This window comes from Serpentinicella alkaliphila (genome assembly GCF_018141405.1).
In the GTDB taxonomy this organism is placed as follows: domain Bacteria; phylum Bacillota; class Clostridia; order Peptostreptococcales; family Natronincolaceae; genus Serpentinicella; species Serpentinicella alkaliphila.
This window is the reverse complement of the sequence record NZ_CP058648.1, coordinates 15001-41701: the sequence shown is the minus strand read 5'-3', so window position 1 is coordinate 41701 and position 26701 is coordinate 15001. Positions and strand designations below refer to the sequence as shown.

Here is a 26701-nt window from a genome sequence, read left to right as displayed (position 1 = left end):
AAAGAACAAGTGGGAATATTCACTTGTTCTTTCTAGTAAAAGTTCGGTAATAAATTTATCACATTGAATTTATTTGCTATTTTCGGAAAAACTAGTTACAAATTAACTTGATTTATAGAAAGGGGCTAAAAAAATGGTTTTTGAAGTTGGGAGAAGTTATTACAATTTTAAACTTTTAATGGAAAAGGAGATAAAAGAGATTAAGGGTGTATGTAGATTGTTTTCCCATGAAAAAAGTGGTGCAAGACTTATGCATATACAAACGGATGATGATAATAAGGTTTTTTCAATTACATTTAGAACCCCACCTACTGATAGTACAGGGCTACCTCATATCTTAGAGCATTCAGTATTATGTGGTTCAAGAAAATTTCCTTCTAAGGATCCATTTGTTGAATTAGCAAAGGGGTCTCTAAACACTTTTTTAAATGCTATGACCTTTTCGGATAAAACTATGTATCCTATCGCCAGTAGAAATGATAAAGACTTTGTTAATCTTATGGATGTGTATTTAGATGCAGTTTTTTATCCAAATATATATAAAAAGAAAGAAATATTAATGCAAGAAGGTTGGCATTATGAGTTAAATAATAAGGAAGATGAATTAAAATATAAGGGCGTTGTATATAACGAGATGAAAGGTGCCTTTTCATCCCCTGAACAAATTCTATTTAGAAAGATTCAAGAAACTTTATTCCCCAATACTCCGTATAGACATGATTCAGGTGGTGACCCGGAAGTTATACCTGATTTAACATACGATCAATTTAAAGATTATCATAGACAATATTACCATCCTGCGAATAGCTATATACATTTATATGGAGATGGTGATTTATCTGAGCATCTTAAATTTATAGATGAACAATACTTAAGTGCATTTGAAAAGATTGAAGTCAATACACAAATCCCTATTCAAGGGGCTTTTGATGAACAACAGGAGGTAACTGTAGAATATCCAATTTCAACAAATGAAAAGGAAGATGAAAAGGCCTTTTTAAGCTTAAATTTCGCCGTTAGTCAATCTACTAATCCAGAGTTACATCTAGCCTTTGATATTTTAAATAATATATTACTTGGCTCCCCAGCAGCCCCATTGAAAAAAGCTTTATTAGAGGCTGGATTAGGTAAGGATGTTTTTGGTTCTTTCGATTATACAGTTCTTCAACCTGTATTTACAGTAGTATCAAAGAATACAAATGAAAGTGAAAAATCTAGATTCAATGATGTTGTATTTAGTACACTTAAATATCTAGTAAAAAATGGTATAGATAAGAAGCTCATAGAAGCATCTATAAATGCCTATGAATTTAGATTGAGAGAAGCAGATTTTGGTAGATACCCGAAAGGACTAATCTATGCAATGAAGAGTATGGAAAGTTGGTTACATGATGCGGATCCAACAATGCATTTAAGCTATGAGGATAGTCTAGAAACTATTAAAACAGCTTTAACAACCAATTATTTTGAACAACTAATTGATGATTATTTAGTTAATAATTTACATCGTTCTTTACTTATTGTCAAACCGAAAAAAGGATTGGCTAAAGAAATTGAAGACGAAGTATATAATAAGCTTAAGGCATATAAAGATAGCCTATCTGAGGGTCAGTTAGAAGAATTGATCGCACAAACAAAAGAGCTACAAAGATTCCAAGAACAGCCAAATACACAAGAGGAGCTAGAGGCGATACCTTTACTAGCCTTAAATGATATAGACAAAGAGCCAGAAAAACTTCCACTGGTAGAAAAGGAAGAACAAGGAATTAAAATACTGCATAGCCCTATTTTTACAAATGAAATAGTATATATAAATCTATTATTCGATACTAAACATATTTCAAAGGACTTAATTCCATATATGGGTCTGCTTTCATATGTTTTAGGAAAGGTAAGTACTGAAAAGTACAACTATGAACAGCTTTCTAATGAAGTAAATATATATACAGGTGGAATTTATTTTAATACAGAAGCTTACTCACAAATGGATAATGATGAACAATTTTATCCAAAATTTACTTTGAAATCTGCAGCATTAGTTAAACAATTACCTAAGCTTATTGAATTATCTAAAGAGATAATTGAAAATACACTATTTACAGAAGAAAAAAGACTTAAAGAAATTATACAAGAGGCTAAATCTAGACTTGAATCAGTTATATTAAATGAAGGTCATGTTGTAGCCGCAAAAAGGGCAACGTCATATTTTTCACCATTAGGCTATTATCAAGAGCTATCAACAGGAATATCTTTCTATAAGTTTATAGCTGATCTTGAGGATAACTTTAATAGCATGATAGAAGAAATTAAAGGTAATCTAGAGAGGGTAAAAAGCCAAATATTTAATAAAAATAATCTTATAGCTAGTGTAACTGTTGATGAAAAGGATTATAATGCTTTCAAAGATGCTTTTAAATCAATTCTATCAAATTTAAAAGATGGAAATATAGAAAAAGTTAATTTAGGATTTGAACCTACTGCGCTTAATGAGGGATTATTGACCTCTAGTAAAATTCAGTATGTAGCTAAAGCGTATAATTTTAGAAAATTAGGATTTGAATACAAGGGTCAAATGCAGGTTTTAAAAACAATAGTTAGCCTAGACTACCTGTGGAAAAAAGTTAGAGTTTCTGGTGGTGCCTATGGTGCCATGGCTGGATTCTCAAGAAATGGTAATATGTATTTTGCCAGCTATAGGGACCCGAATTTAAAAGAGACCTTAGAGGTTTATGATGAAATGAATAACTATATTAGTCAATTCGAAGCTGACGAAAGAGAGATGACAAAGTATATTATCGGTACAATTAGTAAAATAGATGCACCTTTATCACCATCTGCAAAAGGCGATAGGGCAGCAGCATACTATATTAGTGGATTAACATATGAGGATTTGAAGAATGAAAGGACGGAGATTTTAAGTACAAAAGAAGCCGACATTAAAGCCCTAGCAGAAATAGTAGATAAACTTATGAAAGAGAATAACTATTGTGTTCTAGGTAATGAAAATAAGATTAAACAAAATGAAGAAATATTTAATAACCTAGTGGATATATTCAATTAGTAAATAATAGATACCAATGAAAAGACAGGGGGAATAAAAAATGTTTAAATCAGATATTGAAATAGCACAGGAGGCAAAGTTAAAAGATATTAGAGAAATAGCAAGTAAATTGGAGTTAAATGAAGATGATATAGAATTATATGGGAAGTTTAAAGCAAAGGTAGATAATAATTTGCTAAGGACTAGACCAACTAGCCATAAAGCAAAGCTTATTCTAACTACCGCTATAAATCCAACTCCAGCAGGAGAGGGTAAAACTACAACTACTATAGGAGTATCCGATGCCCTAACGAGATTAGGAAAGAAAACAATAGTGGCATTAAGGGAGCCATCTTTAGGACCTGTATTCGGGGTAAAGGGTGGTGCAACCGGCGGTGGATATGCTCAGGTTGTACCTATGGAGGATATAAATCTACATTTTACCGGAGATTTTCACGCTATAGCAGCAGCAAATAATCTGTTAGCTGCTCTGATAGACAATCATATTCACCAAGGAAATTCTCTAAACATTGATCCCCGTAGAATTACTTGGAAAAGGGCTATGGATATGAATGATAGACAACTTAGAGATATTATTGTTGGCTTAGGAGGAAAAACTAATGGAGTGCCTCGGGAAGATGGATTTGATATCGCAGTAGCCTCTGAGGTAATGGCCATACTTTGTCTGGCTAATGATCTAGTAGATTTAAAAGAAAAGTTAGGTAATATAATAATAGGTTATACCTATGAAGATAAACCTGTTACAGCTAAGGAATTAAGTGCTCACGGTGCTATGGCAGCCCTTCTTAAGGACGGGGTTAAACCTAATTTAGTTCAAACTTTGGAGGGTACACCAGCATTTGTACATGGAGGACCTTTTGCAAATATAGCACATGGATGCAACTCAGTTATAGCTACAAAAATGGCTATGAATTTTGCTGATTATGTAGTTACTGAGGCGGGCTTTGGAGCAGACTTAGGAGCTGAGAAGTTTCTAGATATCAAATGTAGAATGACGGGACTCAAGCCAGATGCAGTTATTATTGTTGCAACAGTTAGAGCATTAAAATATAATGGTGGTGTGAGCAAAGATGAATTAAATAAAGAGAATTTAGAAGCATTAAGAAAGGGATTACCAAATTTACTTAAACATGTAGAAAATATTACTACAGTATTTAAGTTACCAGCCGTAGTAGCCATAAATAAATTCCCGTTAGATACTGAAGCTGAATTACAATTAGTTGAGCAGATGTGTTCAGAGTTAGGAGTAAATGTGGCAATTTCAGAAGTGTGGGAAAAGGGCGGAGCTGGTGGAGAGATCCTAGCAAAAGAAGTTCTTAAGCTTATAGAAGGTAATACTAATGAGTTTGAATATGCCTACGATTTAGGTATGACTATACCTGAAAAAATAAGAGCTATTGCACAAAAAATATATGGAGCAAATGACGTAGCTTTTTCAGCTAGTGCACTAAGCGAAATAAAGAAGCTAAATGAATTAGGTTATAGTGATTTACCTATTTGTATGGCAAAAACCCAATCCTCATTAAGTGATAATCCAGCTCTACTAGGTAGACCAGAAGGGTTTAGTATTAATGTTAGACAAATAAAAGTTTCAGCGGGTGCTGGATTTATAGTTGCAATTACAGGAGATATAATGACTATGCCGGGTTTACCAGCTAAGCCAGCAGCAAATAATATAGATATTAATGAAGATGGGAAAATAACTGGGTTATTTTAGAATTTTTGCTAGAGGAAAGCAAATTTAGTCAATAGGCAATTGAAAATAGCTCCCTTTAGGGGAGTTATTTTTAATTTATATAAAAGAATATATATTATATTAATTATTTAAAGTAGGTTTGATTGCAGTAATAAATTATTTGTGTTAAAATCTCTAGAGTACAAAAAACGAAAATAAAAGAAAAATAGAAAGAAGATGAGAAAAAAGATGATAGAAAGAAAAGACATACGAAACATAGCAATTATTGCCCACGTAGATCATGGAAAAACTACACTTGTAGATCAGTTATTAAGACAGAGCGGAGTATTTAGAGAAAATGAAGTACTGCAAGAGAGAGTAATGGACTCTAATTCCATAGAGAAAGAAAGAGGAATTACAATTCTTGCTAAAAATACATCAATTATGTATAAGGATGCAAAAATTAATATTATCGACACGCCAGGACACGCGGACTTTGGTGGTGAGGTTGAGCGTATTATGAAAATGGTAGACGGAGTACTTCTTTTAGTTGATGCTAAGGAAGGTCCAATGCCACAAACAAGATTCGTTTTAAAGAAAGCCCTTCAACAAGGTTTAAAATCCATTGTAGTTGTAAATAAGATAGATCGTCCAGAGGCAAGTCCACATGAAGTAATAGATCAAGTGCTAGATTTATATATATCTTTAGATGCTTCAGAGGATCAAATGGAATTCCCTATAGTATATGCTTCTGCAAAAAATGGATTCGCTAAATATGAGTTAGATGAAGAAAGTGATAATATGATTCCGTTATTTGAAAGCATAATGGAAAATATTCCATATCCAACTGGGGATGAGGAGGATGGTCTTCAACTTTTAATCTCATCGATAGATTATGACAAATATACTGGAAGAATAGGTATAGGAAGAATTGAAAGAGGAAGTATAACTAAAGGCCAACAAGCAGTTAGAATAGAGAGAGATGGGAAAATCACTCAGGTTAAAGTTGCAAATCTATATACTTTTGACGGATTAAACCGTGTAGAAGGTCAAGATGCAACTGTAGGGGATATTGTTGCAATATCCGGAATTGAAAATTTAAATATTGGAGACACAATATGTTCTGTTGATAAGCCAGAGGCACTTGATTCAATCGAAATTGATGAACCTACTATTTCTATGACCTTTATGGTTAACGATAGTCCATTTGCAGGTAAAGAAGGAAAGTTTGTAACAAGTAGACATTTAAAAGACAGATTAGAAAGAGAGCTACTTTCAAATGTAGCCATGAGATTAGAGGAAATATCTACTGATAGCTTCAGAGTATTAGGTAGAGGAGAACTTCATATTTCTATCCTTATTGAAACTATGAGAAGAGAAGGATATGAGTTTGCAGTTTCTAGACCTGAAGTAATTATGAAAAGAACTGAAGAAGGGCTACTAGAGCCAATTGAAAGACTATATGTTGAGGTTCCTGAAGAAAATGCAAGTACAGTTATAGATAAGATAAGCCAAAGAAAAGGCGAAATGCAGAATATGGAGCCGGTTGGTGACATGATGAAGCTTGAGTTTTTAATTCCAGCCAGGGGGCTTATTGGTTACCGTTCTGAGTTTTTAACAGATACAAAAGGATATGGAGTACTACACCACTTATTTGAAGGTTTCGAAAAGCACAAGGGAGAAATTAAAGCTAGAAATAGAGGATCTCTAGTAGCCCATGAAACTGGCACTGCTGTAGCCTATGGATTATTCAATGCTCAAGAAAGAGGAAGAATATTTATTGGTCCTGGAGTAGAGGTTTATGAGGGTATGGTAGTTGGAGAGAGCTCTAGAGCCGAAGATATAGTAGTAAATGTTTGTAAGAGAAAACAAATGACTAACGTTCGTGCATCTGGTTCTGATGATGCATTGAAGCTAGTTCCACCGGTTAAGCTTTCATTAGAGCAGTCTCTAGAATTTATTGGAGATGATGAACTAGTTGAAGTGACACCTCAAAGTATACGACTTAGAAAGAAAATTTTAGATAAAACTGCGAGGAGTAGAAGCCAAAGAACTAATGTTTAGTCATGATAAATTGCTCGTTAAGAGGTGAGAGTTTTGAATGATAAAAGCTTAAGAGTTTTAGAATATTATAAAATAATAGATAGACTTAGGGAGAAATGCGTATCTCATTTAGGTCAAGGCTTAGTGGATGAACTAAAGCCAGTATTTAATGTAAGTGAAATCAAAAAAATGCAGCAGGAAACCAGTGAGGCTCAGGGTATTTTAATACAGCGCGGAAATGTGCCTCTATCTGGTATTTATGATGTATTACAGCTTGTTAGATTAACTGAGATAGGTTCTTATTTGAACCCGTCTCAGCTACTAACATTAAAGCAAACTTTGGCAGTTGCTAGGAGATTAAAGTCCTTTTTAAAAGAGGGGGAAAATACAAATTTTCCGATCCTTTCAGGCTTAATTTCGAATTTAAATCAGTTTAAAAACATAGAAGATACAATTGAGAGATGTATAATTAGTGAAAGTGAAATTTCAGATAATGCTAGTCCTATACTTAGGGATATTAGAAGAACTATAATAAATAAAAATGATTCTATAAAAGGTAAGCTGAACAGTATAGTTACATCTCCTTCTTATCAAAAATATTTACAAGACACTATAATAACAATTAGGCAGGATAGATATGTAGTGCCAGTAAAACAGGAGTATAGAGCTAATGTTCCTGGTCTTGTACATGACCAATCTTCCAGTGGAGCAACTTTATTTATTGAGCCTATGGCTATAGTGGAACTTAACAATCAATTAAAGGAGCTAAGGCTAAAGGAAAAGGCAGAAATAGAACGTATTCTAATGGAAATTTCCGCTGAAATAGCTCAATACGGTACGGAAATAAAGGCTAATCAAAGTATTTTAAAGGAATTAGATTTTATTATTGCCAAAGGGAAACTAGCCTTAGATATGAAGGGCATAGAACCTGAAATTAATAGAGATAAAAGAATTAGAATAAAAAATGGTCGTCATCCCCTTATTAATTCTAAGGATGTTGTTCCAACAAATATTTGGTTAGGCGAGGATTTTAATATTTTAGTTATTACAGGTCCAAATACTGGGGGTAAGACTGTAACCCTTAAAACTGTAGGGTTACTAACTCTGATGGCCCAAAGTGGTTTGCATGTTCCTGCGGATTATGGAACAAAACTTTCTATTTTTGATGAAGTCTTTGCAGACATTGGAGATGAGCAAAGTATTGAGCAAAGCTTAAGTACCTTTTCGTCCCATATGACTAATATAGTAAATATACTAAGCAACGTAACCAGTAATTCTCTAGTTTTATTCGATGAACTGGGGGCTGGGACTGACCCAACTGAAGGGGCAGCCTTAGCTATGTCTATATTGGACCATTTGAAGAAACTTGGAACTACTGTTATTGGAACAACACATTATAGTGAGTTAAAGCATTATGCTTTAGTTAATGAAAGGGTAGAAAATGCTTCTGTGGAATTCGATGTAGAGACCCTAAGGCCTACATATAGACTTCTAATCGGAGTACCAGGAAAATCTAATGCCTTTGAAATTTCAAGCAAGTTAGGTCTACCTAACTTTATAATAGATAGCGCTAGGCAACTGCTTACTAAGGAAACCGTTGAATTTGAAGAGCTATTGCAGAAAATCGAAAGAAATAAAGTAGAGAGTGAAAAAGAAAAGAGCCAAAGTGAGCGTTTAAGACAAGAGGCTGAAAAACTTTATGATAACTATTTAGATAAGAAGCAAAAGATGGACGAACAGCGAGATAAAATAGTTAGAGAAGCTAGAAGAGAGGCATCTCAAATATTGAAAGAAGCTAAAAAAGAAGCAGAGGAAATAATTACGGAATTAAGACAGCTCAAGCTTGAACAGGAAGAAAAGGAAATTAATAAAAAAATAGAGGCATCTAAGTTAAGATTAAAAGCGAAGGCCGAAAGTTTAGAGGAAATAATAGAAGATAGTCTATTTAGTAAAAAGACTAGTAAACCACCTCAAAATTTAAAAACTGGCGAGGCAGTAAAAGTACTATCCTTAAATCAAATTGGGTATGTGGTTGAACCACCTAATAAGAATAATGAAGTATTAGTTCAAATCGGAATTATGAAGATGAATATACCTCTAGATAATTTACTAAGGGCAGATGAAGAGAAAACTGCACAAAAAACCGGAGTAGGAAGAATTGTTAAAAATAAGGCAGATAAAGTTAAATCAGAAGTAGATGTTAGAGGGAAAAATTTGGAAGAATCTATGCTTGAAATAGATAAATATTTAGATGATGCATACATTGCTGGATTACAGGAAGTAACACTTATACACGGAGTAGGTACAGGTGTATTAAAGGCTGGAATTAAGCAGATGCTAAAAAAACATAAGCACGTAAAGGATTATAGAGAGGGTGCTTATGGTGAGGGTGGACAAGGGGTAACTATTGTACAGCTAAAATAAAGGAGATAATATCATATGGAAATGATATTAGTAAGTGCTTGTTTACTAGGTGTAAACTGTAAGTATGATGGCAAAAATAATTATAATAGAGAACTTGTTGATCTTCTTAATGGAAAGGCCATAGTCCCTGTGTGTCCTGAACAATTAGGTGGATTAACTACCCCTAGAATTGCAGCTGAAATACAAAATGGAGACGGATCAGATGTAGTTGAAAATTCATTTAAGGTTTTAACAAAAGAAGGAGTTGATGTTTCTGAGGCATTTATAAAGGGTGCCAAGGAAACCCTCTACATAGCAATGAGTATGTGTATAACTCAGGCATTTTTAAAGGCTAAAAGCCCTTCCTGTGGCTCTGGCAAAATATATGATGGAACCTTCTCTGGAGTCTTACGCAGTGGAGATGGTGTTACTACATATCTACTGAAAAAAAATGGAATAAAAGTCTTTACTGAAAATGACTTTCTAATAGAATAGACCTATATTGATTGATTTAAAGCATTTCTTATGATATATTATTGGAAATATGAGGTTAGAACGGAGGCAATCTAATGATAGATTTTAAAGAACAGTTAAGTGTACTGCTAAAGGAATATATAGCAGATATGGATAGTAGTGAAATATATTCAATGATTGAAATTCCACCAAATAGTGCTATGGGTGATTTTGCATTTCCTTGCTTTAAACTAGCTAAAACTTTAAGAAAAGCTCCTCAAATGATTGCAACAGAGTTAGTTGAAAGCATTAAACTACCTGAAGGCTTTGAAAACGTAAAAAATGAAGGTGCTTATTTAAATTTCTTTGTTGATAGACAATTTTACATAAACGAGGTTATTAAAGAAGTTATAGAGCTAGGGCCTAAATTTGGTTCTAAGTCTACTGGAAATGGGAAAACAATTTGCATAGATTATTCTGCACCTAATATTGCAAAGCCTTTTCATGTAGGTCATCTAAGATCAACTGTTATAGGTAATGCCCTTTATAGAATAAATGAGTTTTTAGGCTATAAATGTGTAGGTATTAATCACCTAGGTGATTGGGGTACTCAATTTGGTAAAGTTATTGTAGCTTATAAAAATTGGGGAGTTAAGGAAGAGATTGAAAGAGAGCCTATTAGTACATTATTAAACTTATATGTAAAATTCCATGATGAAGCTGAAATCAGACCTGAATTAGAGGATGAAGCTAGAGGTTGGTTTGTAAAAATGGAGCAAGGTGCTGAAGAGGCTCTAGAGTTATGGAGATGGTTTAGCTCTGAGACAATTAAGGAGTTAAAGAAAATATATAGATTATTAGGGGTTACATTCGATTACTATACAGGTGAAAGCTTTTATAATGATAAAATCGAAGGTGTTTTAAGTGAACTAAGAGAAAAAGAGCTGCTAAAAGAAAGTGAAGGAGCAACTATTATTGATTTAGAACAATATAGTATGCCGCCATGTTTAGTACAAAAGAAAGACGGAAGTACCCTGTATGCAACTAGGGATATTGCAGCAGCCCTCTATAGAAAGGCCAACTTTGATTTTGATAAGTGTATTTACGTTACAGATTACTCTCAAAATCTACACTTTTCACAATGGTTCAAGGTTATTGAATTAATGGGACATAGTTGGGCAAAGGATCTTATTCATGTTCCATTCGGTAGAGTAACCCATGAGGGAAGAAGAATTCAAACTAGAAAAGGTACAGTTGTTCTTTTAGAAGAAGTTTTAACTGGAGCGATTGATAGGGTAAGAGAAATAGTTGAAGAGAAAAATCCAAACCTAAATAATAAAGAAGAGATTGCTAAGTCCGTAGGTGTAGGGGCTGTCATATTTAATGACCTGAGTAATAACAGAATTAAAGACATATCTTTCTCTTGGGATACAGCATTTAGCTTTGAGGGTGAAACTGGTCCATATGTACAATATACCCACGCTAGGGCATGTAGTGTATTAAGAAAAGCTAACTTAGAAATTGACATAGATGTTAATATGTCTTTATTGAAAGATGATATTACTTTAGAAGTTATTAAAAACATTCAACAGTTCCCAGAAGTCATTGTAGATGCCCAAAGAAAAAATGAGCCATCTATAATAACAAGACATATAATTGATTTAGCCCAAGCATTCAATAGATTCTATAATGAGCACCAAATTTTAGTAGAGGATCAAGAGTTGAAAAAGGCTAGAGTTCTTGTTGTGGCTACAGCAAGACAAGTAATAGAAATCGGTCTTAATCTTTTAGGAATAGTAGCACCAGAGGAAATGTAGGAATAGAAAAAGGCAAGTCATCAAAGAAAATACTTTGGTGATTTGCCTTAAAATTTATGAATGAAAAAAGCTTTCTATTTTTGTAAGTATGAGATAAATTCTTCCTCAGAAGAGTTACATAGAATACTTAATTGTCTAACTATTGCATCTTTAAGCTCGCCAAAGGAAGAGATATTTGTTTTTTCTCCAGTATATTCAAGTGCTTTAATTATCATAAGCATATCGTGTTTCGAAATTTCTTCTATAGATATTTTTGAGAATTGTTCCATTAAGTATATCTCCTTTCGTTTTATCTACATACTTATTCTACAACAATGCCAAAAAACCTGCATGTTTCTACAAATTTTTTAAAAAATAAAAACACATGGTTCAACATCTAACCATGTGTGTAAAACTAAGCAGCATTTTTTAAGTTTAATTTTGCAATAGCTTGAGTAATTATAAAGAGTGCTACTGATGAAGATGCGAGAACTGAACTCTCTAAGTCATTTTCTAAGCTTTCGCCTCTATTAGTATACTCTAGGTGTAAAGTTTCTAAATAGTCTTTTATAGAGATATTGTTATTTGTATAAAATATATGGGCTGTGTCAGTAAGATCAATTTTTTTGTCGAAGGATTTAAAAAGTTTATGAAGGTTGTTCTCGTATTTCATATGCTGCAAGAAATTATTTTTATAAGTTGCCCTGTCGTTGTGAGGTACACAAAAATAATCAGCTATAAAATGAGTAACAACTCCAATATTTGTTGAAACTAATTTCATAAATTGAACGTTTGGAACAAGACTGAATTTAGATAATTCATTAATTTCATCACAAATATAGTCAAAAGTATTCGGTTTAAAGTGAGCTAGTTTTGCTAAATGAGGAGCAATATCTGGTTTTATACTGCCGTATGTTAAACTGCTTTTGTTAAGATTAACTCCAAGAAGCTCACTTACATGATGATGTACATGTTGTGAAATAATTCTATGGGTTTGTGGAAACATTTAATACCACCTTTCTAAGATTCGAAAAACTATATATAGTATATGCAAATTATATTCTAATAGAGATAACATTACAATACAGTTTACATAAAATTAACCCAAATTACAAGTTTTTAACAATAAAAAACTGTTATTGAAATACACTGACTATTAGTATAACATGAATTATAGCAATATAGAAATGAATATTTTACTATTTTATTCAGAAAGAGGATGAATAATGAATATAATTTTAACTGCAATAAATGCAAAGTATATTCACACAAACATTGCAATTAGGTATCTTAAGGGTATGGTTAAGGATATCGTAAAGGATGTTAAAATAAAAGAATACACTATAAATAATAGTATGCAATATATTTTAAGTGAACTGTATAAAGAAAGGCCCGATGTCCTTTGTTTTTCTTGCTATATATGGAATATAGAGCTTGTTTTAAATTTATGTAAACATATAAAAATGATTTTGCCGGATACCTTAATAATTTTAGGTGGTCCTGAAGTGTCATATGATACAATAGAGCTAATGAATAATAACGATAGTATAGATATTGTTATAGTTGGAGAAGGGGAACAAACCTTTAAACATTTAGTTGAATGTTTAATCAATGATGGGGATTTCACTGAAGTTCCAAACTTGGTGTATAGGGCTAAGGGAGAAGTGTTTTTGACAAGTACTGGTTGTTATGAATTGGATATGGATTTATTACCCTTTCCCTATGAACTTGAAGGATTTAATCCTGACAAAATTGTATATTATGAAAGCTCTAGGGGTTGTCCATTTAACTGTCAGTATTGCCTGTCTTCTTCAACTGAGGGATTAAGGTTTATGAGTATTAATAGGGTGAAGAAGGATTTAAAGCATTTTCTAGACATGAATGTAAAACAAGTTAAGTTTGTTGATAGGACATTTAATGCTAACAAAAAGATTTCGATTGAAATAATTAAGTTTATTTTGGAGCATAACAATAAAAAAACAAATTTTCATTTTGAAATTGCTGCAGATATATTAGATAAAGAAATACTAGACTTAGTAAGAACTTCACCAGTAGGATTGTTTCAATTTGAAATAGGAGTACAATCTACAAATGAAGAAACACTTTCTATTATTCAAAGAAAGATGGATTTTGAGCTAGTAAAGAAAAATGTAAATACAATAAGTAGTTTTAAAAATATTCATCAACATTTAGATTTAATAGTTGGATTACCGAAGGAAGACTATTTTAGCTTTCGAAAGTCATTTGATGATGTATTTTCCCTTAGACCGGATAAACTTCAGTTGGGATTTTTGAAGTTGTTAAAAGGGTCTGGACTTAGAAATAGAGCTCAGGATTTAGGGTACATATATTTAGACTCACCTCCTTATGAAGTACTAGAAACAGAGGTATTATCATATGGGGAGGTTATTAGACTTAAGGGTATTGAGGAAATGGTAGAGACCTACTATAATACTGGAATGTTTAAAAGTACATTAAATTTAATATTAGCAAACTTCTATAAAAGTGCTTTTAAATTTTTTGAAGATTTATATAAGTTTTGGGAAAGAGAAGAGCTGCAGCATGCATTTCATGGGAAGAACCAACTGTATGTTATTCTATATGATTTCTATAATTACATGGGTTTCCATAGGGAAGATTTATTTAAGGAAGTAATGAAATTCGATTATTTAAAAAATAATAAGACTTCCAGTTTGCCTGATATTTTTAACAGAAGCATTGAATTAGATTTTAAAAACAAGTGTCATAAGTTTCTTCAAAGAGAGGAACATATTAAATGTTATTTACCTAATTATATAAATTTACCTGCGAAGCAAATAATCAAAAAGGTGCATTTTGAAATATTTAGCTATGATGTTGGAGAAATTGATAAGGACCCGCAACAACTACATAGTATTAAAGAAAAGGATATCGTAATACTTTTCGACTACGACATGGATAAAATGGCTTTAGACTATTCCAAATGCTATGGAATAGATTATGAAGTCTTTGAAAATGTAGATAATAAAAAGGGGGATTAGTATGGATATTTTAACGGATATTCTTTATACTAACAAAAAAATTATTAAAAATTCTTTTAAAGGGCTTATTGATAACTGGCCGATTATTTTTACTGGTTTGTTTTATTCCTTTGCTACGTTGCTTCTATATATGGTGGCACCTGCATTTGGTATATTAGGAGGTTTACTTTCTGTAATAGTCACAAGTGCATTAATATCAAACTATCTATACTTGCTAAATAGAATAGTTAAAAACAACAGGTTTAGCTTTCATGATTTTAAAGATGGTTTTTCAATATACTTGAGAAAAATTTGGACTATTTTTTTCTTTGGTTATGTAGCTTCCTTAGGTTTAAGATATTTTATTTTACCAATATTACCGATAGGTATATACCCTATAATAAGTCTATTAACTGTAATTGTATTAAATGCCCTACCGGAGTCTATATATCAAAAGTATTATGACCCATGGGAAACTATAACTTACGCAGTTGAATTTATTAAGGAAAATGTAATTGAGTGGGTGGTACCAAATATAATTTTAATAGGTGTTATGTATATAACTACCGGAAACTTATTAACTAACATTTTTAACTACTATATTTCCATATTCACTATATTTACTTCACCGAGTGGAATAGTTTTTTATTTAATTGGTCAGTTATGGTTTTCGTATATGATGATATATAGAGGGTTTTTATTTGAATTATTAAGTACTAGTACTAGAAGAAAAAGATTATTTATGAGAGAGTTTTAAATGTGTAAAGGGTATAGGTATTAATGCTATATCCTTTTTTTTACGGTTGTATCTATTAAGAAGGATATTAAAGTTAATAATAGAATAATATAAAATGGTTGGACAAAAAAGTTTTTACAAGGGGTGTGTATATGATTAGAAAACTTGATGATTTGCTAAAAAAAGCACAGGAGCAAAAAACCATGAGGCTAGCAGTTGCTGCTGCCCACGATGAGGATGTGCTTCAGTCAATTCAGGATGCATTTGATGCAGGAATAGTAGAACCTATTTTAATTGGGGATCTAGAAAAGATGCAATCAATTGCAAAGGAATTGGAAGTCGATTTAACTAAGTTCAAGGTAGTGGATATTGCAGATTTCGAAGCTGCCGCAATAGAGGCTGCTAGATTAGTATCAACTGGGGAAGCGGATTTTTTAATGAAGGGTATACTAGACACTTCCATTTTACTAAAGGCAGTTTTAAAGAAAGATTTTGGTTTAAGGACAGACAACTTAATAAGTCATGTATTAATTTATGAACCACCTACTTATCATAAGCTTCTAACTGTTACTGATGGTGGAATGAATATTACTCCGTCTTTAGATGAAAAAGCGTCGATTTTACAAAATGCAGTTGATTGTTTAAAAGCAATGGGACGTGAAGAAATTAAAGTAGCATGCATTGCTGCAAAAGAAAAAGTAAGTGATAAAATGCAAGCAACCTTAGATGGGGCTGAGCTTAAAAAATATAGTTTAGAAGGCCGTTTTGGTCCAGGAGTAATAGTGGAAGGACCTATTGCCTTTGATTTAGCCGTAAGTACAGAGGCAGCTAAGATCAAAAATTATGAAAGTGATGTATCAGGTGATGCAGATGTACTTTTAGTACCTACTATAGAAGTAGGGAATGGTATAGGAAAGTCCCTAACATATATGGCTAATGCAAAATCTGCGGGTATAATTATGGGAGCTAGGGTTCCTGTAGTATTAGTTTCAAGAGCTGATAGTGCAGAAACTAAGTTGTATTCCATAGCACTAGGAAGTTTGATTTCTGCTAAGGCATAAAAACTAAATATAAACTAGTTGGGGGGAAAATAGATGAAACATTTACTTACAGGAAATGAAGCTATTGCCCGTGGTGCATACGAAGCAGGTGTAACGGTGGCTGCGGCCTATCCAGGAACACCAAGCACTGAAATTTTGGAAAATACAGCTAAGTATAAAGAGATATATAGTGAGTGGTCTCCAAATGAGAAAGTAGCTATGGAAGTTGCAATTGGGGCATCGATTGCAGGAGCTAGATCTATGGCTGCCATGAAACATGTTGGTGTTAACGTTGCTGCTGATCCTTTATTCACCTATGCTTATACAGGAGTCAATGGAGGATTTGTATTTATTTCAGCTGATGATCCTGGTATGCACAGTTCTCAAAACGAACAAGATAATCGTTATTTTGCTAAAATGTCTAAGATCGCTATGCTTGAACCAAGTGATAGTCAAGAAGCTAAGGATTTTATGATTGAAGGCTTTCGCATAAGTGAAGAATTTGATGTAGTAGTAATGTTGAGATTAACAACTAGAATATGTCATAGTAAAACTTTAGTAGAGTTTGGTGAACGTGAAGAATTTAAGATGAAGGAGTATAAGAAGAATATTCCTAAATTTGTTGCTACTCCTGTGAATGCTCGAGGTTTACATGTAAAGCTTGAAGATAAGCTTAAAAAATTAGAGGAGTTTAGCAATAATACTCCACTGAATAAAATTGAGTGGGGCAATAAAAAAATTGGTATTGTAACCTCAGGGGTTTCATACCAATACGCAAAAGAAGTATTTGGTGAAGATGTTTCCTATTTTAAAGTAGGATTTAGTCACCCATTACCTATGAAAAAGATTAAAGAATTTGCTTCGCAAGTTGAAACTCTGTATGTTATAGAAGAGCTGGAACCATATATGGAAGAGCAAATGAAGGCAGCGGGGATTAATTGTATTGGAAAAGAAAAGATTCCTTTAATAGGAGAACTCAATCCAGATATTATCGCCAAAGCCATGAAGGGTGAAGAAAGGGAGCTTTTAGATGTTGATATTTCTTTAGCTGCCCCAAGACCACCTATTATGTGTGCTGGATGCCCTCATAGGGGAATATTCTACGTACTTTCTAGAAAGAAAAATGTTATGGTAAGTGGTGACATTGGATGCTATACATTGGGTTCAGTCGAACCGCTATATGCAATGGATACATGTATATGTATGGGTTCTAGTGTAAGTGCTGGCCATGGAGCTCAGGTTGCATTTGATTTTAATAACATTAAAAAGAAGGTTGTAGGTGTTATTGGAGATTCAACATTCTTTCATTCGGGCATAACTGGGTTGCTTGATATTGTATATAATAGGGGAAATGCCTTGACGATTATACTAGATAACCGAATTACAGGAATGACTGGTCATCAGGAAAATCCAGGATCAGGGTATACTTTAATGGGAGACAAAGCACCAATAATAAATATTCCTAAATTAGTAGAGGCCTGTGGGATAAAAAATATCAAAGTTATTAATCCACTGAATATTAAAGATACAGAAAAAATAGTTGACGAGGCACTAAGTAGTGATGAAGCAAGCGTTATAATTACAAAGTGGCCATGTGTACTTAAGAAATTTACAGAAGAAGACATTGAGGAATTCGGTAATGAGAGAGTGCTCTGTAAAGTAAATGAAGAAACTTGTAAGACTTGTAGAATTTGCGGTAAGGTAGGCTGTCCTGCTATTTCTTTTAATGATAAGGCGTATATAGACGAGAACATGTGTGTTGGATGTCATGTTTGCATGCAAGTATGTCCATTTGAAGCTATAGAAAAGGCAGGTGTTTAAATTATGTTAAGTGTTGACACAAAAAATATACTGTTAGTTGGTGTAGGGGGACAAGGTATTATTTTAGCGAGTAAAATTTTATCCTTAGGTCTAATTTCTGCGGGATATGACACTAAGATGTCAGAAGTTCATGGTATGGCCCAGAGGGGCGGAAGTGTAACGACGCAAGTAAGGTATGGCAATAAAGTTTACTCACCGATAATAGGTAGGGGGCAGGCTGATATTATTGTTGCTTTTGAGAAGATGGAATCTCTACGTTGGTTAGACTATTTAAAACCTACTGGTAAAGTTGTCATAAATGATTTTGTTATACCATCTCTCCCGACTTTAATAGGTAGCGCTACTTATACACAAAACGCTATAGATGTTGTGCAGGATATTGTAAGAGAAAGAACTATTGTTATTAAAGCTGGAGATATTGCTAAAGAGCTCGGGGATATAAAAACTCAAAATATAGTTTTGTTGGGCTCACTAATTAAAGCTGTAGGGTTAGAGCATCTAAATTGGGCAAATACTATAAGAGAGTCTGTAAAAGAAGAATTGGTAGAGCCAAATCTAAAGGCTATCGAAGCGGGTATTAGGGCTGTGAAGTAGAAATGAATTGAAACAAGATGGGCACTTGCTAAAGTAGGTGCTCATTTTATTTCATAAAATATTTGTTGAATATTAATTTTAAAAGTATGAATAAATCTTTGTGCAATTGATTAAACTAGACTTTGTAGCCATAATTAGTAATGAATATATATAAAATATAAAAAAAGGTATTGACCTATATAAACAAAAATGCTAATATTATTTTCCGGCCAAATTAGGCGAGGGGTAAGGCATAAGTTTAAACATAAAGAAATAAAAAGGTATATTGGACCAGTTGACAAAATTAAAAATAAATGTTATGATATACTAGTCGAAAAAACGACATTTAATGACACTAACAGGAAATAATAAGCAGTTGACATAATAGGTTAAAAATGATACATTAGATAAGTCGCCAAAAGCGGCAGATAAAAAAGGTCTTTGAAAACTAAACAGTATAGAAAGCCAGCAAGAAAAAAAGCATCAAAAAGATGCAACCCAGAAATTTTTAATTAAGAGTTTGATCCTGGCTCAGGATGAACGCTGGCGGCGTGCCTAACACATGCAAGTCGAGCGAGGAGGAGGAAGCTTGCTTCCAAATCCTAGCGGCGGACGGGTGAGTAACGCGTGGGCAACCTACCCTATGCAGGGGGATAACATTGGGAAACCAGTGCTAATACCGCATAAAGCCGATTAGGGGCATCCCTAAATGGTCAAAGAACTTCGGCATAGGATGGGCCCGCGTCTGATTAGTTAGTTGGTAAGGTAATGGCTTACCAAGACGATGATCAGTAGCCGACCTGAGAGGGTGACCGGCCACACTGGAACTGAGACACGGTCCAGACTCCTACGGGAGGCAGCAGTGGGGAATATTGCACAATGGGGGAAACCCTGATGCAGCAACGCCGCGTGAGCGAAGAAGGCCTTCGGGTCGTAAAGCTCTGTCCTAAGGGAAGATAATGACGATGCATTAGGAGGAAGCCCCGGCTAACTACGTGCCGCCAGCCGCGGTAATACGTAGGGGGCAAGCGTTATCCGGAATCACTGGGCGTAAAGGGTGCGTAGGCGGCCAAACAAGTCAGGGTGAAAGGCTACGGCTCAACCGTAGTAAGCCTTTGAAACTGTTTGGCTTGAGTGCAGGAGAGGAGAGTGGAATTCCTAGTGTAGCGGTGAAATGCGTAGATATTAGGAGGAACACCAGTGGCGAAGGCGACTCTCTGGACTGTAACTGACGCTGAGGCACGAAAGCGTGGGGAGCAAACAGGATTAGATACCCTGGTAGTCCACGCCGTAAACGATGAGTGCTAGGTGTTGGAGGGAGACCTTCAGTGCCGGAGCTAACGCATTAAGCACTCCGCCTGGGGAGTACGCTCGCAAGAGTGAAACTCAAAGGAATTGACGGGGACCCGCACAAGCGCGGAGCATGTGGTTTAATTCGAAGCAACGCGAAGAACCTTACCTGGACTTGACATCCTTTAGACAGAACCTTAACTGGTTCCTTCTCTTCGGAGACTGAAGTGACAGGTGGTGCATGGTTGTCGTCAGCTCGTGTCGTGAGATGTTGGGTTAAGTCCCGCAACGAGCGCAACCCTTATCTTTAGTTGCCAAGACTTAGGGTGGGCACTCTAGAGAGACTGCCGGGGATAACTCGGAGGAAGGTGGGGATGACGTCAAATCATCATGCCCCTTATGTTCAGGGCTACACACGTGCTACAATGGCCGATACAAAGGGCGGCAAGAGAGTGATCTTAAGCAAATCCCATAAAGTCGGTCCAGTTCGGATTGTGGGTCAAACTCGCCCACATGAAGTCGGAGTTGCTAGTAATCGCGAATCAGAATGTCGCGGTGAATGCGTTCCCGGGTCTTGTACACACCGCCCGTCACACCATGGGAGTCGGAAGCACCCGAAGCCGCTACTTAACCAGAAATGGAGAGAGTCGTCGAAGGTGAAGTCGATGACTGGGGTGAAGTCGTAACAAGGTAGCCGTATCGGAAGGTGCGGTCGATCACCTCCTTTCTAAGGAGAAAAGCTTCTATACTGTTTAGTTTTGAGAGACCTTCGATGAAGGTTTTTTCAAAAAAGAAGTAATTTAATATGAAGCTCAGCTAATGCTGAGTATTACAAACTACACCAAATTAAAATTTGGGAAGTTGTAACATGGGGGCGTAGCTCAGTTGGGAGAGCACCTGCCTTGCAAGCAGGGGGTCAGGAGTTCGACTCTCCTCGTCTCCACCACAAACAAATGCCATCAAGTACCAATTGACATGAAGATAAAAAGATGGTAATATAGTATTCCGGCCAAAAGGCAGGAAGAACAAGTGTTCTTTGAAAACTGCAAAGTGAGAAATAAAGTTAAGTAAAGAAATTTACAAGCATCTTTTAAAGGTCAAGCTAGTAAGGGCAAAGGGAGGATGACTTGGCACCAGGAGCCGAAGAAGGACGTGGTAAGCTGCGAAAAGCTACGGGGAGCCGCAAGCAGGCAAAGATCCGTAGATGTCCGAATGGGGAAACCCACTTGAAGTAATATTCAAGTATCTGCTAGTGAATAAATAGCTAGTAGAGGGGATACCAGGGGAACTGAAACATCTAAGTACCCTGAGGAGTAGAAAGAAAAATCGATTCCCTAAGTAGTGGCGAGCGAAAAGGGATAAGCCCAAACCGAAAGTTTACTTTCGGGGTTGAGGACATAGCAAAAAAGGAGAGGTATCGTAGTAGAAGATGACTGGAAAGTCAGGCCAAAGAGGGTAAAAGCCCCGTATACGAAACGAGAAGACTCTAAGCTATGATCCAGAGTACCACGGGACACGTGAAACCCTGTGGGAAGCAGGGGGGACCACCCCCCAAGGCTAAATACTACCTGGTGACCGATAGCGCATAGTACCGTGAGGGAAAGGTGAAAAGAACCCCGGGAGGGGAGTGAAATAGAACCTGAAACCCTTTGCTTACAAGCTGTGGGAGCACGTTAAAGTGTGACCGCGTACTTTTTGTAGAACGGGCCAACGAGTTATGATATGTAGCAAGGTTAAGGACTAAAGGTCCGGAGCCGAAGCGAAAGCGAGTCTTAATAGGGCGAAAGTTGCATGTCATAGACCCGAAACCGAGCGACCTACCCATGGGCAGGATGAAGCGGAAGTAAAATTTCGTGGAGGTCCGAACCAATTGACGTTGAAAAGTCACTGGATGACCTGTGGGTAGAGGTGAAATTCCAATCGAGCTCGGAGATAGCCGGTTCTCGCCGAAATAGCTTTAGGGCTAGCCTCGATTAAATGAGTTACGGAGGTAGAGCACTGAATGACCTAGGCCTTCACCGGTTACCAAAGTCTATCAAACTCCGAATGCCGTAAACTTAAGATCGGGAGTCAGACTACGAGTGATAAGATCCGTGGTCAAGAGGGAAAGAGCCCAGACCATCGGCTAAGGTCCCAAAGTATACGTTAAGTGGAAAAGGATGTGGGATTGCATAGACAACCAGGATGTTGGCTTAGAAGCGACCATACATTTAAAGAGTGCGTAATAGCTCACTGGTCGAGTGATCCTGCGCCGAAAATGTCCGGGGCTCAAACGTATCACCGAAGCTATGGATGTAGAAATACATGGTAGGCGAGCGTTCTATGTGGGTAGAAGCTATACCGGAAGGAGTAGTGGACTGCATAGAAGTGAGAATGTTGGCATGAGTAGCGAGAGGCAGGTGAGAATCCTGCCCGTCGAAAGCCTAAGGTTTCCTGAGGAAGGTTCGTCCGCTCAGGGTAAGTCGACCTAAGCCGAGGCCAAGTGGCGTAGGTGATGGACAACAGGTTGAAATTCCTGTACCACCAAGAATCGTTTGAGAGAAGGGGGACACAGGAGGATAGGTCAAGCGCACCGTTGGTTGAGTGCGTCTAAGCAGGTAGGGAGAAAAGGCAGGCAAATTCGCTTTTTCATAGATCCCGAGATGTGATGGGGAGCGAAAAATAAGTAGCGAAGTGACTGAATCCAAACTGTCGAGAAAAGCCTCTATCGAGATTTAAGGTGCCCGTACCGCAAACCGACACAGGTAGGCGAGGAGAGAATCCTAAGACGAACGGGAGAAGCATTGTTAAGGAACTCGGCAAAATGACCCCGTAACTTCGGGAGAAGGGGTGGGGATGTGTGAAGGCTTCGCGCCGTAAGCATAACCCGGCCGCAGAGAATAGGTCCAAGCGACTGTTTAGCAAAAACATAGGTCTCTGCTAAGTCGAAAGACGACGTATAGGGGCGACGCCTGCCCGGTCTTTGGAAGGTTAAGGGAAGTGTTAGGGTTAAGCTCGAAGCACAGAACTTAAGCCCCAGTAAACGGCGGCCGTAACTATAACGGTCCTAAGGTAGCGAAATTCCTTGTCGGGTAAGTTCCGACCCGCACGAAAGGCGTAACGATTTGGACGCCGTCTCAACAATGCACCCGGTGAAATTGTAATACCAGTGAAGATGCTTGGTTACCCGCGACAGGACGGAAAGACCCCGTGGAGCTTTACTGCAACTTGACATTGGATTTTGATACTACATGTACAGAATAGGTGGGAGACTAAGATACTAGGACGCCAGTCTTGGAGGAGTCGACGTTGGGATACCACTCTTGTATTATTGAAGTTCTAACCATGAGCCATGATCTGGTTTTGGGACACTGTCAGGTGGGCAGTTTGACTGGGGCGGTCGCCTCCTAAAGAGTAACGGAGGCGCTCAAAGGTTCCTCAAGACGGTCGGAAATCGTGCGAAGAGTGTAAAGGCAGAAGGGAGCTTGATTGCGAGACAAACAGGTCGAGCAAGGACGAAAGTCGGACTTAGTGATCCGGCACCGAGTGGAAGGGCCATCGCTCAACGGATAAAAGCTACCCCGGGGATAACAGGCTTATCTCCCCCAAGAGTCCACATCGACGGGGAGGTTTGGCGACCTCGATGTCGGCTCATCACATCCTGGGGTCAAGTAGGTCCCAAGGGTTGGGCTTCGCCCATTAAAGTGGTACGCGAGCTGGGTTCAGAACGTCGTGAGACAGTTCGGTCCCTATCCGTCGCGGGCGCAGGAAATTTGAGAGGAGCTCCTTAGTACGAGAGGACCGGGATGGACGTACCGGCCGGTGCACCAGTTGTTCCGCCAGGAGCACAGTGGGTAGCTAAGTACGGAAGGGATAAGTCTTTGAAGGCATCTAAGCACGAAGCCCCCTCAAGATAAGATTTCCCACCCGAAAGGGGTAAGACCCCAGAGAGACTATCTGGTAGATAGGTCGGAGGTGTAAGTGCAGTAATGCATTAAGGCGACCGATACTAATAGGTCGAGGGCTTGACCAAAAAGATGAAAGCTTTAAAATCTCACTTGTAGTTTTGAGAGAACACTCTCAATAAATCGTGACAATAGCGAAGGGGTCACACCTGTTCCCATACCGAACACAGAAGTTAAGCCCTTCGGCGCCGATGGTACTTGGCGGGCGGCCGCCTGGGAGAGTAGGTCGTTGCGGTTTAGATGTTCCAAAGTAGCTCAATGGTGGAGCAACCGGTCGTTAACCGGTAGGTTGGAGGTTCGAGCCCTCTCTTTGGAGCCATTTATATGCCGAGGTGGCGGAACTGGCAGACGCACGAGGGAAAGGTGAAAAGAACCCCGGGAGGGGAGTGAAATAGAACCTGAAACCCTTTGCTTACAAGTCGTGGGAGCACGTTAAAGTGTGACCGCGTACTTTTTGTAGAACGGGCCAACGAGTTATGATATGTAGCAAGGTTAAGGACTAAAGGTCCGGAGCCGAAGCGAAAGCGAGTCTTAATAGGGCGAAAGTTGCATGTCATAGACCCGAAACCGAGCGACCTACCCATGGGCAGGATGAAGCGGAAGTAAAATTTCGTGGAGGTCCGAACCAATTGACGTTGAAAAGTCACTGGATGACCTGTGGGTAGAGGTGAAATTCCAATCGAGCTCGGAGATAGCTGGTTCTCGCCGAAATAGCTTTAGGGCTAGCCTCGATTAAATGAGTTACGGAGGTAGAGCACTGAATGACCTAGGGGCCTTCACCGGTTACCAAAGTCTATCAAACTCCGAATGCCGTAAACTTAAGATCGGGAGTCAGACTACGAGTGATAAGATCCGTGGTCAAGAGGGAAAGAGCCCAGACCATCAGCTAAGGTCCCAAAGTATACGTTAAGTGGAAAAGGATGTGGGATTGCATAGACAACCAGGATGTTGGCTTAGAAGCAGCCATACATTTAAAGAGTGCGTAATAGCTCACTGGTCGAGTGATCCTGCGCCGAAAATGTCCGGGGCTCAAACGTATCACCGAAGCTATGGATGTAGAAATACATGGTAGGCGAGCGTTCTATGTGGGTAGAAGCTATACCGGAAGGAGTAGTGGACTGCATAGAAGTGAGAATGTTGGCATGAGTAGCGAGAGGCAGGTGAGAATCCTGCCCGTCGAAAGCCTAAGGTTTCCTGAGGAAGGTTCGTCCGCTCAGGGTAAGTCGGGACCTAAGCCGAGGCCAAGTGGCGTAGGTGATGGACAACAGGTTGAAATTCCTGTACCACCAAGAATCGTTTGAGAGAAGGGGGGACACAGGAGGATAGGTCAAGCGCACCGTTGGTTGAGTGCGTCTAAGCAGGTAGGGAGAAAAGGCAGGCAAATTCGCTTTTTCATAGATCCCGAGATGTGATGGGGAGCGAAAAATAAGTAGCGAAGTGACTGAATCCAAACTGTCGAGAAAAGCCTCTATCGAGATTTAAGGTGCGCCCGTACCGCAAACCGACACAGGTAGGCGAGGAGAGAATCCTAAGACGAACGGGAGAAGCATTGTTAAGGAACTCGGCAAAATGACCCCGTAACTTCGGGAGAAGGTATGGTCGGGATGTGTGAAGGCTTCGCGCCGTAAGCATAACCCGGCCGCAGAGAATAGGTCCAAGCGACTGTTTAGCAAAACATAGGTCTCTGCTAAGTCGAAAGACGACGTATAGGGGCTGACGCCTGCCCGGTGCTGGAAGGTTAAGGGGAAGTGTTAGGGTTAAGCTCGAAGCACAGAACTTAAGCCCCAGTAAACGGCGGCCGTAACTATAACGGTCCTAAGGTAGCGAAATTCCTTGTCGGGTAAGTTCCGACCCGCACGAAAGGCGTAACGATTTGGACGCCGTCTCAACAATGCACCCGGTGAAATTGTAATACCAGTGAAGATGCTTTGGTTACCCGCGACAGGACGGAAAGACCCCGTGGAGCTTTACTGCAACTTGACATTGGATTTTGATACTACATGTACAGAATAGGTGGGAGACTAAGATACTAGGACGCCAGTCTTGGAGGAGTCGACGTTGGGATACCACTCTTGTATTATTGAAGTTCTAACCATGAGCCATGATCTGGTTTTGGGACACTGTCAGGTGGGCAGTTTGACTGGGGCGGTCGCCTCCTAAAGAGTAACGGAGGCGCTCAAGGTCCCTCAAAGACGGTCGGAAATCGTGCGAAGAGTGTAAAGGCAGAAGGGAGCTTGATTGCGAGACAAACAGGTCGAGCAAGGACGAAAGTCGGACTTAGTGATCCGGTGGTGAGTGGAAGGAAGGGCCATCGCTCAACGGATAAAAGCTACCCCGGGGATAACAGGCTTATCTCCCCAAGAGTCCACATCGACGGGGAGGTTTGGCGACCTCGATGTCGGCTCATCACATCCTGGGGTCAAGTAGGTCCCCAAGGGTTGGGCCGTTCGCCCATTAAAGTGGTACGCGAGCTGGGTTCAGAACGTCGTGAGACAGTTCGGTCCCTATCCGTCGCGGGCGCAGGAAATTTGAGAGGAGCTGTCCTTAGTACGAGAGGACCGGGATGGACGTACCGCTGGTGCACCAGTTGTTCCGCCAGGAGCACAGCTGGGTAGCTAAGTACGGAAGGGATAAGTGCTGAAGGCATCTAAGCACGAAGCCCCCCTCAAGATAAGATTTCCCACCCGAAAGGGGTAAGACCCCAGAGAGACTATCTGGTAGATAGGTCGGAGGTGTAAGTGCAGTAATGCATTAAGTAAGCGACCGATACTAATAGGTCGAGGGCTTGACCAAAAAAGATGAAAGCTTTAAAATCTCACTTGTAGTTTTGAGAGAACACTCTCAATAAATCGTGACAATAGCGAAGG

General features: G+C 38.0%; 13 protein-coding genes, 1 tRNA gene and 5 rRNA genes (1 of these 19 cut by a window edge). 17 read left to right on the top strand and 2 right to left on the bottom strand.

Going from position 1 to position 26701, the window contains the following annotated elements:
• Positions 1-133: 133 nt before the first annotated feature.
• The 6 genes from HZR23_RS00360 to argS all read left to right on the top strand — a co-directional run bounded on the left by HZR23_RS00360 (position 134) and on the right by argS (position 11452).
• Entirely contained in the window at positions 134-3061 is a 2928-nt protein-coding gene (locus HZR23_RS00360) for an insulinase family protein (RefSeq protein WP_132849427.1), read from the top strand.
• Positions 3062-3101: 40 nt separating this feature from the next.
• Positions 3102-4778 carry a formate--tetrahydrofolate ligase gene (locus HZR23_RS00355; protein WP_132849426.1) on the top strand — a complete coding sequence of 559 codons (1677 nt, stop codon included), beginning with the start codon at positions 3102-3104 and terminating at the stop codon, positions 4776-4778.
• A 207-nt stretch (positions 4779-4985) separates the two neighbouring features.
• Complete coding sequence (gene typA / locus HZR23_RS00350; protein WP_132849425.1) at positions 4986-6800, top strand: translational GTPase TypA; 1815 nt, start codon at positions 4986-4988, stop codon at positions 6798-6800.
• A 33-nt stretch (positions 6801-6833) separates the two neighbouring features.
• Positions 6834-9203, top strand: a complete 2370-nt coding sequence (locus HZR23_RS00345) for an endonuclease MutS2 (protein ID WP_132849424.1) — start codon at positions 6834-6836, stop codon at positions 9201-9203.
• A gap of 15 nt (positions 9204-9218) precedes the next feature.
• Positions 9219-9677, top strand: coding sequence for a DUF523 domain-containing protein (locus HZR23_RS00340; protein WP_330571485.1), 459 nt, complete (start codon positions 9219-9221; stop codon positions 9675-9677).
• 74 nt (positions 9678-9751) lie between these two features.
• Entirely contained in the window at positions 9752-11452 is a 1701-nt protein-coding gene (gene argS, locus HZR23_RS00335; RefSeq protein WP_132849423.1) for an arginine--tRNA ligase, read from the top strand.
• 74 nt (positions 11453-11526) lie between these two features.
• On the opposite strand, the gene HZR23_RS00330 is transcribed toward argS, so the two are convergent.
• Together HZR23_RS00330 and HZR23_RS00325 are read right to left on the bottom strand one after the other, a co-directional pair.
• Positions 11527-11721, bottom strand: coding sequence for a hypothetical protein (locus HZR23_RS00330; protein WP_132849422.1), 195 nt, complete (start codon positions 11719-11721; stop codon positions 11527-11529).
• A gap of 125 nt (positions 11722-11846) precedes the next feature.
• On the bottom strand, positions 11847-12437 hold the full coding sequence (locus tag HZR23_RS00325) for a zinc dependent phospholipase C family protein (RefSeq protein ID WP_132849421.1): 591 nt from the start codon (positions 12435-12437) through the stop codon (positions 11847-11849).
• A 220-nt stretch (positions 12438-12657) separates the two neighbouring features.
• Here HZR23_RS00325 and HZR23_RS00320 point away from each other — a divergent pair, with 220 nt between their 5' ends.
• From HZR23_RS00320 to rrf (HZR23_RS00270), 11 genes are all read left to right on the top strand, one after another.
• The gene (locus tag HZR23_RS00320; protein WP_132849420.1) at positions 12658-14451 is read left to right on the top strand and encodes a B12-binding domain-containing radical SAM protein; all 1794 of its coding nucleotides are present in this window, start codon (positions 12658-12660) and stop codon (positions 14449-14451) included.
• A 1-nt stretch (position 14452) separates the two neighbouring features.
• Entirely contained in the window at positions 14453-15187 is a 735-nt protein-coding gene (locus HZR23_RS00315) for a hypothetical protein (protein WP_132849419.1), read from the top strand.
• A gap of 131 nt (positions 15188-15318) precedes the next feature.
• Positions 15319-16227: a bifunctional enoyl-CoA hydratase/phosphate acetyltransferase gene (locus tag HZR23_RS00310; protein ID WP_132849418.1), complete on the top strand. Its 909-nt coding sequence runs from the start codon at positions 15319-15321 to the stop codon at positions 16225-16227.
• A gap of 33 nt (positions 16228-16260) precedes the next feature.
• Positions 16261-18027: an indolepyruvate ferredoxin oxidoreductase subunit alpha gene (gene iorA, locus HZR23_RS00305; protein ID WP_132849417.1), complete on the top strand. Its 1767-nt coding sequence runs from the start codon at positions 16261-16263 to the stop codon at positions 18025-18027.
• A gap of 3 nt (positions 18028-18030) precedes the next feature.
• Entirely contained in the window at positions 18031-18621 is a 591-nt protein-coding gene (locus tag HZR23_RS00300) for an indolepyruvate oxidoreductase subunit beta (protein ID WP_132849416.1), read from the top strand.
• A 487-nt stretch (positions 18622-19108) separates the two neighbouring features.
• Positions 19109-20617, top strand: a 16S ribosomal RNA gene (locus tag HZR23_RS00295).
• A gap of 143 nt (positions 20618-20760) precedes the next feature.
• Positions 20761-20836, top strand: a tRNA-Ala gene (locus tag HZR23_RS00290).
• 149 nt (positions 20837-20985) lie between these two features.
• Positions 20986-23902, top strand: a 23S ribosomal RNA gene (locus tag HZR23_RS00285).
• A 53-nt stretch (positions 23903-23955) separates the two neighbouring features.
• Positions 23956-24072, top strand: a 5S ribosomal RNA gene (rrf, locus tag HZR23_RS00280).
• A gap of 34 nt (positions 24073-24106) precedes the next feature.
• Positions 24107-26627 (top strand): 23S ribosomal RNA (locus HZR23_RS00275).
• A 54-nt stretch (positions 26628-26681) separates the two neighbouring features.
• Positions 26682-26701: ribosomal RNA gene (gene rrf / locus HZR23_RS00270) — 5S ribosomal RNA — on the top strand (it continues 97 nt past the right edge of the window).
• The 16S, 23S and 5S rRNA genes sit together here with 1 tRNA gene alongside, the layout of an rRNA operon.

Excerpts from the sequence above, each read along its gene's own strand:
- HZR23_RS00360 (WP_132849427.1), top strand. The coding sequence starts at position 134 with ATGGTTTTTGAAGTTGGGAGAAGTTATTACAATTTTAAACTTTTAATG.
- HZR23_RS00355 (WP_132849426.1), top strand. The coding sequence starts at position 3,102 with ATGTTTAAATCAGATATTGAAATAGCACAGGAGGCAAAGTTAAAAGAT.
- typA (WP_132849425.1), top strand. The coding sequence starts at position 4,986 with ATGATAGAAAGAAAAGACATACGAAACATAGCAATTATTGCCCACGTA.
- HZR23_RS00340 (WP_330571485.1), top strand. The coding sequence starts at position 9,219 with ATGGAAATGATATTAGTAAGTGCTTGTTTACTAGGTGTAAACTGTAAG.
- argS (WP_132849423.1), top strand. The coding sequence starts at position 9,752 with ATGATAGATTTTAAAGAACAGTTAAGTGTACTGCTAAAGGAATATATA.
- HZR23_RS00330 (WP_132849422.1), bottom strand. The coding sequence starts at position 11,721 with ATGGAACAATTCTCAAAAATATCTATAGAAGAAATTTCGAAACACGAT.
- HZR23_RS00325 (WP_132849421.1), bottom strand. The coding sequence starts at position 12,437 with ATGTTTCCACAAACCCATAGAATTATTTCACAACATGTACATCATCAT.
- HZR23_RS00320 (WP_132849420.1), top strand. The coding sequence starts at position 12,658 with ATGAATATAATTTTAACTGCAATAAATGCAAAGTATATTCACACAAAC.
- HZR23_RS00315 (WP_132849419.1), top strand. The coding sequence starts at position 14,453 with ATGGATATTTTAACGGATATTCTTTATACTAACAAAAAAATTATTAAA.
- HZR23_RS00310 (WP_132849418.1), top strand. The coding sequence starts at position 15,319 with ATGATTAGAAAACTTGATGATTTGCTAAAAAAAGCACAGGAGCAAAAA.
- iorA (WP_132849417.1), top strand. The coding sequence starts at position 16,261 with ATGAAACATTTACTTACAGGAAATGAAGCTATTGCCCGTGGTGCATAC.
- HZR23_RS00300 (WP_132849416.1), top strand. The coding sequence starts at position 18,031 with ATGTTAAGTGTTGACACAAAAAATATACTGTTAGTTGGTGTAGGGGGA.